This is a genomic window from Exiguobacterium sp. 8A (assembly GCF_902506275.1).
Lineage (GTDB): Bacteria > Bacillota > Bacilli > Exiguobacteriales > Exiguobacteriaceae > Exiguobacterium > Exiguobacterium profundum.
Window position 1 is genome coordinate 1 of sequence record NZ_LR733678.1, and the last position, 12,770, is coordinate 12,770.

At 54.1% G+C, this 12,770-nt stretch carries 9 protein-coding genes; 6 read left to right on the plus strand and 3 right to left on the minus strand.

Going from position 1 to position 12,770, the window contains the following annotated elements:
• Positions 1–1,497 precede the first annotated feature (1,497 nt).
• Together GVY42_RS15840 and GVY42_RS15845 are read left to right on the plus strand one after the other, a co-directional pair.
• On the plus strand, positions 1,498–2,790 hold the full coding sequence (locus GVY42_RS15840) for an immunoglobulin-like domain-containing protein (RefSeq protein ID WP_159563708.1): 1,293 nt from the start codon (positions 1,498–1,500) through the stop codon (positions 2,788–2,790).
• Positions 2,787–4,889, plus strand: a complete 2,103-nt coding sequence (locus GVY42_RS15845; RefSeq protein WP_159563709.1) for a NosD domain-containing protein — start codon at positions 2,787–2,789, stop codon at positions 4,887–4,889. Before GVY42_RS15840 ends, GVY42_RS15845 begins: the two co-directional genes overlap by 4 nt.
• 190 nt (positions 4,890–5,079) lie before the next feature.
• Here GVY42_RS15845 and GVY42_RS15850 read toward each other — a convergent pair whose 3' ends face one another.
• Positions 5,080–5,553: a hypothetical protein gene (locus GVY42_RS15850; protein ID WP_159563710.1), complete on the minus strand. Its 474-nt coding sequence runs from the start codon at positions 5,551–5,553 to the stop codon at positions 5,080–5,082.
• Between the two features lie 2,143 nt (positions 5,554–7,696).
• Here GVY42_RS15850 and GVY42_RS15855 point away from each other — a divergent pair.
• The 4 genes from GVY42_RS15855 to GVY42_RS15870 are packed head-to-tail and all read left to right on the plus strand — an operon-like array spanning position 7,697 to position 9,553.
• Positions 7,697–7,918 (plus strand): hypothetical protein, encoded by a 222-nt coding sequence (locus GVY42_RS15855; protein ID WP_159563711.1) that lies wholly within the window; start codon positions 7,697–7,699, stop codon positions 7,916–7,918.
• 3 nt (positions 7,919–7,921) lie between these two features.
• Positions 7,922–8,575 carry a hypothetical protein gene (locus GVY42_RS15860; RefSeq protein WP_159563712.1) on the plus strand — a complete coding sequence of 218 codons (654 nt, stop codon included), beginning with the start codon at positions 7,922–7,924 and terminating at the stop codon, positions 8,573–8,575.
• Positions 8,568–8,879 (plus strand): hypothetical protein, encoded by a 312-nt coding sequence (locus GVY42_RS15865; RefSeq protein ID WP_159563713.1) that lies wholly within the window; start codon positions 8,568–8,570, stop codon positions 8,877–8,879. The genes GVY42_RS15860 and GVY42_RS15865 overlap by 8 nt, the downstream gene beginning before the upstream one ends.
• Before the next feature lie 44 nt (positions 8,880–8,923).
• Entirely contained in the window at positions 8,924–9,553 is a 630-nt protein-coding gene (locus tag GVY42_RS15870; protein WP_159563714.1) for a transposase, read from the plus strand.
• Between the two features lie 746 nt (positions 9,554–10,299).
• Here the strand turns inward: GVY42_RS15870 and GVY42_RS15875 are convergent.
• Together GVY42_RS15875 and GVY42_RS15880 are read right to left on the minus strand one after the other, a co-directional pair.
• The gene (locus GVY42_RS15875) at positions 10,300–10,635 is read right to left on the minus strand and encodes a hypothetical protein (RefSeq protein ID WP_159563715.1); all 336 of its coding nucleotides are present in this window, start codon (positions 10,633–10,635) and stop codon (positions 10,300–10,302) included.
• A gap of 1,042 nt (positions 10,636–11,677) precedes the next feature.
• The gene (locus GVY42_RS15880; RefSeq protein ID WP_159563716.1) at positions 11,678–12,739 is read right to left on the minus strand and encodes a hemolysin family protein; all 1,062 of its coding nucleotides are present in this window, start codon (positions 12,737–12,739) and stop codon (positions 11,678–11,680) included.
• Between the last annotated feature and the right edge of the window lie 31 nt (positions 12,740–12,770).

Consider the following 12,770-nt stretch of genomic DNA (forward strand, 5'->3'; position numbering starts at 1 on the left):
TGTCCAGCAATGCTTGTGCCCCTTTCGGCATCCCCGCCATGTCGTCCGCCACCGCGCCCTGTTTCCGCGACGTGCGCTTCCGTCCCGTCCCTGACTTCTTGCCGAAGACGAACTCGAGCTTGTAGAGCTTGTAGAGCTTGTAGAGCTTGTAGAGCTTGTAGAGCATAACTGTAATTTGATATCACATGTGTATCAAATTACGCCCAAATCGCGGTAGTACCGCGATTTCAGAGCGATATCAAAAAAACGCCGAAAATTTACTGAAATTTACCGACTTTTCGGGCTTGATTTACTTTTATAAACCGCAAAATTTACTCCAGTAAACTGCAAAATCTACAAAAGTAAACGCGTTTCCAAACAGCCTCCCTGTCATCCACTCATCGCCCGACGGGCGAATAAATCAGAAGACAGGCCGCACAGAATCGACAACGACATGACACGGGACACGACGCAATGGATCAACGAACGGATCGATCGACCGACAAAAAGTAGGACGCATGTTGTCACTGACTCATGACAAAAACGTATCGCAACTTGCGCAAGTTGCGATACGAAATTGACGAATCGGCACGCAGGCATCCTGTACGCCAATCGCGTCGTCACGAACAAAAAAACAGAGAGTCGTCGACAGAAAATCGACGAGTGGATGACAGGCAACCTGTAAACCTGGAGGGAGAAAAAGGGGAGAAAAATCAGTAAACCGCTGTAAACAGACCTCGAAAAACAGGGAGACAAAAGGGAGAAATCGAGCCTTTTTTTGGTCCCAGCTTGAAATCGCGGTACTACCGCGATTTGGGCGTGATTTGGTACCCCTGTGGGACCAAATTACAGTTATGCTTAGTCATCCTTCCCCTTGTATCCAAGTGGGCGGTGTACAGACCGTCCACCCTGTGACGCAAGAAGTCGTTTCGCGAACAAAAAATCACCTGACACCGTACAGGGAGGGGGGACTCTTTTTTTGGTTTTGGAGAGGAGAATAGATCGACATGCCGAACGAATCCTCCATCCTTCGACACAAAAAAAAGACACCCGATACACGAGTGTCCTGCATCTGGCCGATCCCGAACAAGGGAGTCGTCCCTCACCTCAAAAACGCCTCAAAAGTTTGTGAAAACGGGCGTTTTTTGTCTGATTTTCAGACTTTGGCTTGAGAGCGTCGTCAACATTGCGTGGAGTTTTTATTTCACGCAAACATGCCTCTTTTTCACGCCTTCAGCGCGTTTTCTTCTCACGTCATCACGCCTCCCGACCAACTCATCGTCTCACATGTCGTCGCCTCCGCTTCACCTACTCACGTGACAACCGACAGAGGCGTATGCGCCGTAGCATCCCCAGAACATGGGAAGGGGCGCCCGTCGGTTGCCAAACAGTCTCATGTTCAAAAATGGGAAGTCCCCCGTTCTGTTTTTGAACATTCCACTCTCTAAACCGGGTGTATGGTGTGGTGGGGGGATGGGTCCATCCCCACTACATATCCATGAAAAGGGGAATCAACCCATGACCAAACGATCAACAGGAACAACAAACCGACGGAAGGCGCACGTGAACGCCCTGCGCGGGGCGACGCTCGCGACACTCCTCGCCGGCTCGCTCATCGGCGCGCAGCCGACGGGAGCCGAGGAGACCGGTCCTACCGCCCTCTCGACCCGGGAGGCGCTCACGCCGTTCGAGTCGTCGCTCGCCCTCCTCATGGACCTCGCGGCGCCCGTGCCGATCGACTACTACCAGGGACAGGACCGGGTGACCGGCACCGTCACACCGGACGTGAAGAAGGTCCGGCTCTACAAGGGCGACACGTACGTGCGCACCGGGCAGATCCAGGACGGACGCTTCGCCATCTACACGCGTGACGTGCACCCGCGCGCCGGTGAGGACTGGAAGATCGTCCCCGTCGGGGAGGACGGGCGACCGGGACAGGTCGCCACGCTCGACGCGGCGCTCTCGACGTCGGCCGTCACGACGGTCGACCCGTATGTCGAGGGAGACACGTACCTGACCGGCAAGACGACGGCGGCCGACGCGATCCGCCTGTATGTCGACGGCGAGGAGAAGCGCGCCGTCAAGGTGGACGCCGACGGCACGTTCAAGCTATACGTCCTCGACTTCGGCCTGGAGTCGGGCACGGCCCTCGAGGTCGTCGCGCTCGACGCGGAGCGTCGCGAGGGCGCCTCGACGACGACGACGTCCGAGACGTTCGTCCCGGCGTACAAGGTCGGACGTACAAATGCCCACATGGACTTCGGCTCGATCCTCGCCGCCTATGGAGAACCCGGATACGGTGTCGCCGGGGCGCGCCTGTACATCGACGGCGTCTACTACAACACGGTCGGGCTCAACATGTACAATGACGCCTTCAACATCCATTTCTACCTCCCGGACGAGAGCTACGGGAAGTCGGACACGAAGGTGTACGAGATCGTGACGCTCGACGCCCGCGGGCGCGAGGGCGGGCGCGTCACCCTGACACCGGACATCCGCGTTGCTAGCGGCCACAACCTTGGCTATGACGAGTTCGTGGCGTACGTCGGGCGCGGGACGCACCGCGTCGTCATCAAGGACGCCGCCGGGCAGGTGCTCGACGCGGCGGACCACAAGGATGGGGTCGTCATCTCTGTGCCGATGGACCGGGACAAGTACACGTCCGGCGAGACGTACTACGTGTATGGCGTCGACTCGAAGGGGAACGAGGGCCCTCCGGGGTCGTTCGTCTTCCAATGGACGAACGCGTCGTATGAGACGTACACGCCACCGACCGAGAAGGGCTGGCCGATCGGGGGGGCTACACGATGAGCCACGTCTACACGGGCACCCCGGCGGTCGTGAACGGGTTCATCAGCGTCCTCGACCCGGCCGTCCGCCAAAACCTGACAGGGAGTGACACGATCCAGGAGATCCCTGACAACGACTTCACGAACACGTTCGATGCCTGCCTCGCCTACGCGTCGGAACACAAGTTGAACGTGTTCGTCCCGGCCGGTCTCTATCTCGTCCGACGGATCGCGCTACGCCGGAACGTGACGATCCAGGGCGTCGGCGCCGAGAGTGACATCCGCCACCTGACGGAATTCGGCGTGTATAAGCCCCTCTTCTACAACCCGAAGACGGACAAGATCACCGACACGACGGGGTCGATCGACCGGGCCCACATCAAGGACCTGCGCGTGCGCCTTTCTGCATTCACCAACTATGGCTTCCATCTCGACCAGGTGTACGACACGGTCATCTCACGCGTCCACGTGCTCGCCAACGGATGTAAGGGGAGGGCGTTCCACGTCACCGGCGGCGCCGGGGAGGCATTCGGGCAGGGGACGGCCTACTACAACACGTTCTACGACGTCGTCGTGAACGGGGGCAATAATGGAGGGTACCTCGAAGCAGGGTTCGTCTTCCACCACAGCGCCAACTCGAACCGGGTCCAGAACTGTCGGGTCATCGGGGGGAACACCGGCGTGATGGTCGAGACAGGCTACACGAACCACATCCACGTGACGGGCTGCGCCTTCGAACGTGTCCGGTACGGGGTGAACCTGACCGGTGCCGCCTTCTGCACGGTGAGCGGGAACCGCTTCGAGCTCAACGAAGACGACGAGGATGCGTTCATCGCTGCCGGAGTGGGATACGCCGGTATCCGCCTCGGGACCTACGCCGGGGAACTCCCTGGCAAGGGGGTTGTCAAGCTCGTCTCTCGTGACAACTTCATCGCCGGCAACTTCTTCTCTGGCTTTGAAATAAACAGAAAGAACACACTCATCATGGACGGGCCGGAGAACGAGATGAACCAGGTGCTTGACAAGCGACGCATCCATACGTCGTTCATCTACAGTGGCATTGAGCGTGCCGACAACGGGACGCCGAAGAATGACCTGGTCGACGTCGGATGGCTGTCGGACGCCAACTTCCGGAACAACCATTCGATCCGGAACGCGAAGTCCATCCAGGACACAAAAATGATTCAAAACACGGGGACGATCCACGATGTCGACCTCCTGACGGATGTCCGTTCCGTGACGAACGTCGATGCCATCACCGGGGTCGGGACGATGTCCGATGTCGAGAGCCTCACAAACGTCACGGAAATCCGGGACGTCGACACGATCTCCTCTGTCTCATCCATCACGGATGTCGGGTCGATCCAGCTCACCCGCCTCACGGCGGAGCCGGTCGTCCCGGTCGAGGGGACGCTCTATCACCTCGACACCGCCACCCATCCGGAGGGGTACTACCTCTACCGGAATGGAGGCTTCCGTGCCCTCGTGCCGGAACCCACGGGACCGGTGGTGCCGACGGCTCCGGATCACCCGTTCTTCCAGCTCGACGCCCGGACGCTGTTCCGGGACGGCGTGTGGGAATACGACCTCCACGGCTGGTCGTCGCTCGAACGTCAGGTCGTCAGCGACCCGTCCGGCGAGCCGGTCGTCACGTTCCACTCGATCCCCGCATGGGGGCTGTTGGCGGACGGGATGACGATCGACGCGCGCAAGCTGAAGTGTCTGCGCCTGCGGGCGCCGAAGGGCGAGGCGTACTACCGGATCGCCGTGAAGGCGTATGACCGGGACGGGTTCCAGCTCGAGGACACCGGCGCGACAGAGGCCTATGTGCACCTGCATGGGGCCGTCGCGTCCGAGACCTCGTATTGGAACGAGACGCAGAAGCGACGCCAGAACCGGGCGAACGTGTATGAGGCGACGTTGCGCGTCCTCTCCGACGAGGTCTTCTTCCTGAAGGTGTCGATCTTCACCGGGGTCGCGATCACGACGGAGAACCCGATCACCTCGCTCGTGCTCGAGGTGCCCGCGGCCACGACGGCCGAGGCGCTCGCGGCCGAGACGCTCTCCGGGACGGTGTTCAAGAACCCGCTCTTCGACGGGAGCCTCGCCCCGCAGGGGTGACGACGTTCACGATGTTTATCTGTCAAAACCATCGTACGGGGAATCCCCTTCGATGAATCCAAAAACGAGTGCCTTTGGCACTCGTTTTTATTTCCATTCAAGTTTGTGCCCACGGAACCAGCTGACGAGAGCACTACGCATAGGCGAGGACGCGTGGAACGCCACAGAACCACATCGACCGATCGGGGTCTCATTTCTGGCGCTTGATATGGTCTGCCAATATGTTTTCGATCAACAAGTACAGGCTCATCTCGTGTTCGACCGCCATCTTTTTCAATCGTTTATGCAACATCGCGTCCATATCCAACGAGACTTTCTTTCGATCGACCCGTCCGGGCCTCGTCTCGATCTCGAAATAATCGTCATCCAACCGGGACTGGCCCGTGACCGGGTCGACCGTTAACGGCTCAGTTGCGATCTTCTTCGGTGTCGGTGGACGGATACGGGTCGATTGCACGAAATCGAGCACCTTCTTGTCCGCATTCGGATGGCTCCGGTCGATGTGCCACCGTTTCGTCCGTTGGTCGAACGTCGCACCAGCCGACTTCAGCGCCTCGCGAAGCTTCTCCTTGCCCACCGGGGCATACGCTTTCGCCAGATCGAGGAACTTCATGCGCTCGTTCAACTCCGTGACCTCGAAAATGGTCAGATTCTTGTCCGTCATAAGAAACAACCTTCCTTCTTAAGTTTTAACTAACCTTCCCTCTTCCCCTCTTTCATTCTAAGTTTCCGGGGCTAATCCCTTCTTGTTTGTCCTTCTGGATCGCCCTGCATCCTGTCGGATGGATCGGGCGATCCTCTCGAGATCCTTCTTCTCTCTGCTGAACGCACTTCGCTCCGGCGTTTACGCCTTCGCTCGCTTGTCGGGGCACATGCGGAACACGTCGCCAGACTACGCTAGGCTCGTATTCCTCGTGCCACATATGAATTTACATCTTCTACTGCTTCCTCGCTGATCAGTTTGCTTGTCGTTCTTTTCTTTTTAGAACTTGGAAAGAAAAAGACTTGAAACCAAAGAGCGCACCGGGCATACTCCGGTAGGGAAGATAGGAAACGGCTGGATGGGCAGACTAACCCCTTTGAAAAAGGATGCGGTTAAAATCTGCCCACCACGTTCTCCGTCTAGTGCAAGACGAGGTATCCGTATGTCTAGGCGTTCCAAGACTCCGGGGTGTCTCAACCCCGACATGTGACTCGCTGCGCTTTTATCGCGCACACAAGGCGTTTCCACGCCCTACCTTGCTGCCTTTCGGCGACTCGTCACGACAGTCAGGGCCGTCCTGCGGTCAGTGAACAGGCCGAAGACGTGCCATTCATGGTCTGAATCGTTCTGGAAAACGTACATCTATTCTCAAAAATTAACGCGCAAGCGTTCTCATTTTGAACAAGGCGAGACCCTTCGGGATACTAAAATGGTGAGTAGTTGGAAGTCGTTAGCCTAGAGTTTTCTTTTGATGGTTTCTTCTGGGAAATGACGGCTCCCAACACTCCGCCAAATGGTGTGCAGACTTAGGATGGTAGGACGAAAGCCACCTCTTGGACTGGGGTGGCTTTCGTTCGTCCTCTCAAAATATGCATGCATGCCGTCTCCTATTCGTTCATACGACAACTTGTCTATGCGATAGGATAAGGGTGTCCACGTCCCTGGAGACTAAAACCTGTTCGGTCTCTTCCTTCAGGGCGTCGATACCCTTTTTTGTGTTATGTGCATTGTCGTTAGATGTTCTCGTCACATCGGTCAGTAACACGTCTTGTTCAGCTCCCGGACGCTGCGTCCTTCGATCCGAATTCAAAGAATTCTCTATCTGGATATGTATGCGTTCATTTCGAAAGTCATAGGTCAACATGTTAGGTATGTAGAAGAAGGACGCCTTGGACGGGAGAGGAACAAAGAAGCCAGGGACCGCCCCGAAACGGTTCCTGGACTCCTTTTTAGATTTTCTTTGGCAAAGCTTGCCACCCACGCCCTCGTGGTTTCATATATAATCAAACATGTACGGGTTATCCCTACTTCCCGTGCGACAAGAAGCCTTTCCGACGACCGATCGGGAGGCTCTTTTTTATGTTTGATGGGGCGTTGATTCATTTCTGGTGTCCCCGCCAGGGAAGATGCCTTATACTAGGGAGGGCTGGGCGCGATCGATCAGATCGTGAAGGACACATGGGTCACTCCCGGTGGAACGCTCCTTCAAAGCGTTCCACGGCACACCCTCTATCCTCGACGAAGGAAGATCGGTCCCCCCAGCCATCTGGGACAGGCCTCCCACGGGAGGGTCCCGACACACCATACGAAGGACCGACAGGGCGGACACACCAGACAAGCGCTTACATCCCCTGCCGGTCCTTTTGTGCTGTCCATAGAGTCAAGGACTCGAAAAAAAGAGACCTGAACGCGCAGCTCTCCGGCGTTGACGCCTCCGACCCGCTTATCGGGGCACTTGCGGGACGACTCGCCAGACTGCGCTAGGCTCGCATCCCTCGTGCCACACGCGAGAAAGCCTCTTCTCCTGCCCCATCGTTGGCGTAGCATCATTATTTCACATACCACAATCGAAGATCAGGATAAGCATCAGGACCGGGAAAAGAACACAGATCGCCCGATCCGATACTTCTTACGAGAGAAGCGCTCCTCACAGGCCATCAGCTCTTCTTAGAACTACAACTTCGGGGACATAACGGCCCTCCAGTTGGCCGAACGGCTGTTGGACCACCTCGTCGTTTAGATTTCCTCGTCTGCGATTCACACGTTGTCCGGTCCGCACGCCGTTGGAAAGGCCGCCTTCTCCGTCGGTACGAGTTCCGTGCTCATGACGATGCCGATCGACGGCACGACCGTTCGATCGAACAAACACGAGAATGAACAGTCGGCCTACGTGACACACGCCTTATTGGCGGTCTCACTTCTTCGTGACCATGTCGACCACCACGGGGACATCCCGAGACGGATCGACGCGACAATCACGCTCGGTACTGCCATCCCTGCGATGCTCTGGGCCAAGAACAAGGCGCACGCACGACAGCTCGAATAACAGTTGCTCGGAGACCACCTCGTCACAATCTGGTTGGGCGATGAAAGAGTACGTGTATCGTTAGAGTATCAAACCGTTAAAGTGACCTCTGAAGGCGTGATTGCTCTATACGCTCTAGATTCAGCGCTACACAAACAAGGTAACTTAATTGTTGATATCGGAGAAGGTACGACGGAGTATGCGTTTACCAACGAAGGGATACCGGTTCCCTCATTGACTTCTGGAAGTCGTAACGGTGTGGGTCACGCCCTTGAAGGCGCGACTGAATCTTATGCTCGCCTGCATCGAATGGAATACTCTCGCCATACTTATAAGGCTAAAATGAAATCGAAGAAGGACTATGCCCTAGAACTACGCAAATTGTTCGAAAACCATAAACGTGTCCAGGCTCAAGAAATTGCTGAACAGACTGAGCGCCAATTAACACTGATCGAGAGAGATGCTGAACACGAAGTCGACAACGTCATTTTGATTGGTGGAGGGGCCGTTGTGTTCCAGCAAGGACTAGAACAAGCCTTGCTACCAATAACAAGCAAATGGAACGTGACCCTTGTTAGCGGGCTCGAAGACAGTGTGACCTTAAACCTGAAGGGATTATATATTCTTGCAGAGCAACTTGAGGAGCAACGTGTCAAAGAGGGTGTTATCGTTGAGTGATAAAAAACGTAAAACCGCCCTATCCCTACGCCTTAGCTCTTTAAATGATGTGGAATATGGAGCGATTGATCACTTCCACAACAAGCACAAGGGGAGCGTCCGGGCCTATGCGCAGATAATTCTGCTTATTAACGAACTCGCCGGGGACTTGGACTTCTCTCAGCCTCTAGAAGTGGCAAAGTTCCTTCAGTCGCTCGACGGTCGTCCAGTCCATGAGTCGCTCTCAGCGAAAAAGAGAGCCGATGAAACTTCGACGACCAAAAACAACCACGAAAAACCACATTTAGATATCGACGCTCTTTAAAGGTAAACACCAAGTTCACCCGTCATCAAAAGGAGGAACCCGATATGTATCGCGCCCATTCTGAGAAACGACATGAACCGATCCAGTCGAAGACCACGTTGGACCAGCTGGTCCCGCAGGATCATCTCGTCCGGAGACTCGACCGTCACATCGACTTCTCGATCGTGCACCGGCTCTGCGCCCCGCTCTATTCGAACACCGGTACGCCCGGCATCGATCCGGAGATCATCATCAAGATCATCCTACTCGGACCCCTGTTCAACATCCGTTCCGTGCGCCAGACCGTGAGGGAGGTTCAGACGAACCTCGCCTATCGCGGGTTCCTCGGTCTCGGCATCGATGAGAAGGTTCCCGACCATTCGACGATCAGCCAGGCCTACCGCCGACGCTTCCAGGGGAACGACGTATTCCAACAAATCTTCGAGGACATCGTCCGACAGGCGGAATCTCACGGTCTCGTCTCCGGGCGCATCCTGATCACGGATTCCACGCACATCCGGGCGAACGCGAACAAGAAGAAATTCGACAAGGTCGAGGTCGAACGGCTCGTCGGTGCGATCGAGGACGAGCTTCTCACCCGCGTGAACGAGGAACGGGCCGAACGCCTCAAGCTCGTTGAACATAAAAAAGACGAACCAAATCGCCATATGCGATTTGGTTCGTCAACAGCCTGAGTCCAATACATAATATTGGACTGTTTTCTTATCAAAAATACTAACAAAAGAATATTAACAATATTATTAACGATAACGATTACGCAAAAAATGAATCCTCTGTCCCTGAACATGAGACGAGCCCCTTCTTTGACATCATTGTATGATGTCGAAGAAGGGGGAATGACAATGTCGAAGTTTAAATCGTGGACCGTCGAATATATGGACCCACATCTGAAACCGATTGATTTTGTAGTCTCTGTTTTGGTATGTATGCTCTATATCTCTTGTGTCTACTCAAGGAATGAAATTCTATCGGATCCACTCACGCTATCAGGCATTCTGACTGTGCATTAGATATACATCCAGTTACGAGTCGCATACAACAAAAAGAAAGGCAGACGTCTCGAGAGCAATTAATTTAAAGGAGGTGCTCGTCCTGTCTAAAACCAAATATTTTTCCTCACTCGTGAACTCGGCGGTCCTCATCGCATGCCTCCTCTTCTTTCAAAGGACAGACGTCAATAGTTACTCAAAGTCTTAGTTACCATGAGCGCCCTAATCCTCAGTGAGTGGGTGACGATGAGGCTCTTCAGGCGGTTCGAAACTGAACGCGTCGCCCAAGGCGTCGTCATCGCTTCCGTCCTGTTCTTTGTCTTCATTGGTTTCTACAACCTTAGGTTTTGACACTCCCACGGCTGTAACCGCAAGCTTACCCTTCGGGATGAGTTGGAGTGTCAATACGCCTTGTCTTCACAAATCTGACCTTACATATCCTCTGGATAAGGGTCAAAAATGCCACGATAGTACGGCTTCATCGCGCCGAACCCGTACACGGCCACGATAACGAACAGAATATAGAACCCAAGGATCGCCCAGGCCCCCCACATCCCTGCCGCATCACGTGAGCGATAGTAACAGGCCAGTAACGGCATTGCCACGAATAGCAGAGACGCCGGCTTGAACGTATCATAAAACGACCCAAGGACTAATTCCCCCGGGGGCCCCTCGTTGTCCTTCGAGTCGACACCGTACACGTAGTACGTCTCGCCATGCGTGTGGCGCTCACGGTCGAGTCGGATGTTGACGCCCCTTGAGTTCAAAAAGGGAACAGCGTTCCGACTGTTTTTGAAAGCCTCTATCCATCTTCTTTTGCCAGAAACGACAAAAAAGACCCGGATCGCCGTGAGGGGCCCGGGGAGAATCGGTTGCCTGACGGTCCGCGCATCCCTCTCCATCATGTGTCAAACAGAGAAAAACGATTGGATGATCGACGGTGCTTGCATGCGCTAGGTTTTCGGTGTCTTCTGATGCGCGGGCCGGCGGGCGGTTTGTTGTCAGGGATTTAGTATACGATATCGCAGGGCGATGAGGCCTCGAAAACAGAACGGGGCATCCCCTTTTTTTGAGACGGGAACGTTGACCGGTTGCGCCCCCGGGTGGTCGTGGTATCCCGGGTCGCACCTGATTAGTTTAACGCATCGGACGGAGGGACGGGAAACGGAATGCCGTTCAGAACCTCCGGTGTTTGAACATGAGGTCAGGTTGAAAGAGGATGAGGTTACATTTCATCTTTAAAACGTTCGTTTTCCAAGCAACATGAGCCGTCCGTGTGAAGTCCTTGTGAAAGAGCACCGACCGGATGAGAGGGGGATATGGTGAAGTGGCGCCCCCTGCCCGTCTCGATCGGGATCGACAGCTACTCGGATGGGATGATCCCGGTTCCCCATCTATCGCTCCGTGTCGGACATAGAATCGTCGGATGACATCACCTGACGGCGCTCATATCATGTCGATCCGACCCGGACCACCACCATCCTTCTTATCATCATAATGTAGATGCATGGATTTGAGTAGTGCAAAATCGTCCTTCGGACCATCCGAGAGGCCGGCTGACTTGGATGGTCCGAAGGACCGGAACAAAGGGCTGGCAGGTGATCGATTCCATGAAGTATATCATAGAATCGAAAGAATCTAATCTCGACAGAGAGGCGTATGAATGGATCTCGTACGAGAAGAGGAGATACCGTCGCTCCATCCAGCTAAAACATATTGCCTATAGTCCTGTGGTTTTGTTATTAATTTGTCCATGTTTTTTTCGAAATACTATAAATCAATTCATTAATATTCATTAAACATCATTGTTTATGTGTTACTTGGAAGCAAATCAAAAGATTCATTATTGATTTCACCAATGATTTCTTCTAGGATGTCTTCCATCGTCACCAGTCCGGCGGTCTTCCCGTCCGTTGTCGTGACGATTGCCATATGGGTACGGCTTTGTTGCATTTTGGTCAACACTTTTTGAATCGGTGTCGTCTCAGGGAAACTAGGCATGTCATGGACGAACGATTTCGGTTCCGGGGTGCGACCCGCTGCCATGCTCGTCAATAATTCTTTCGTATTCAAGAATCCGATCAGTTTGTCCTTATCCTTCCCATCAGTGATCGGATAACGAGTATGCTCATACTCATCGATGACTTTGAACAGCTCATCGCGTGATAGTTGACTATCGACTGTGATCATCTCTGTTTTTGGAATCATGATGTGCTTTACGATACGCTCATCAAACTCGAAAATGTTTTTCAGGTAGGTCAATTCGGTTTGATTGATTTCCCCACTCTTAAAGCTTTCTGTCATGATCAGCTTCAACTCTTCTTCTGAGTGGGCTTCTTCATGCCCCGACGGCTCTACGTTGAACAATTTTAGGAATAAGCGGGCTGATCCATTCAATACCCGAATGAACGGGCTAGAAATTTTACCGAACCAGTAGAGAGGCGGTGCGAGCAACAGGGTCATTCGTTCGGCATACTGGATCGCCAATGTTTTTGGTGCCAATTCACCGATGACCACGTGTAAGAACGTCACAATCCCTAGCGCGATGGCGTACGAAAGCGTCGTAGCCAATGCGTCAGGCATTGCAAAGTAGTCGAAGACCGGCCGCAGTATTTTCTCGACTGTCGGTTCACCGAGTGCACCAAGAATGAGTGCAGTGATGGTGATCCCTAACTGACAGGCTGACAAATAGTAGTCCAAATCATTGGCCACTTCTTTGGCACGTACTGCTTTTTTGTTTCCTTCTGAAATGAGTTGATCGATTCTAGACATCCGTACCTTCAAAATAGCAAACTCGGACCCGACGAAGAACGCAGTCGCTAAAATCATTAATGCGATCAATATTAAGTTAACTATTATTTGTCCATCCAATATAGTTCCCCTGGTTCAGGGGATTCACCTC

Excerpts from the sequence above, each read along its gene's own strand:
- GVY42_RS15840 (WP_159563708.1), top strand. The coding sequence starts at position 1,498 with ATGACCAAACGATCAACAGGAACAACAAACCGACGGAAGGCGCACGTG.
- GVY42_RS15845 (WP_159563709.1), top strand. The coding sequence starts at position 2,787 with ATGAGCCACGTCTACACGGGCACCCCGGCGGTCGTGAACGGGTTCATC.
- GVY42_RS15850 (WP_159563710.1), bottom strand. The coding sequence starts at position 5,553 with ATGACGGACAAGAATCTGACCATTTTCGAGGTCACGGAGTTGAACGAG.
- GVY42_RS15855 (WP_159563711.1), top strand. The coding sequence starts at position 7,697 with ATGACGATGCCGATCGACGGCACGACCGTTCGATCGAACAAACACGAG.
- GVY42_RS15870 (WP_159563714.1), top strand. The coding sequence starts at position 8,924 with ATGTATCGCGCCCATTCTGAGAAACGACATGAACCGATCCAGTCGAAG.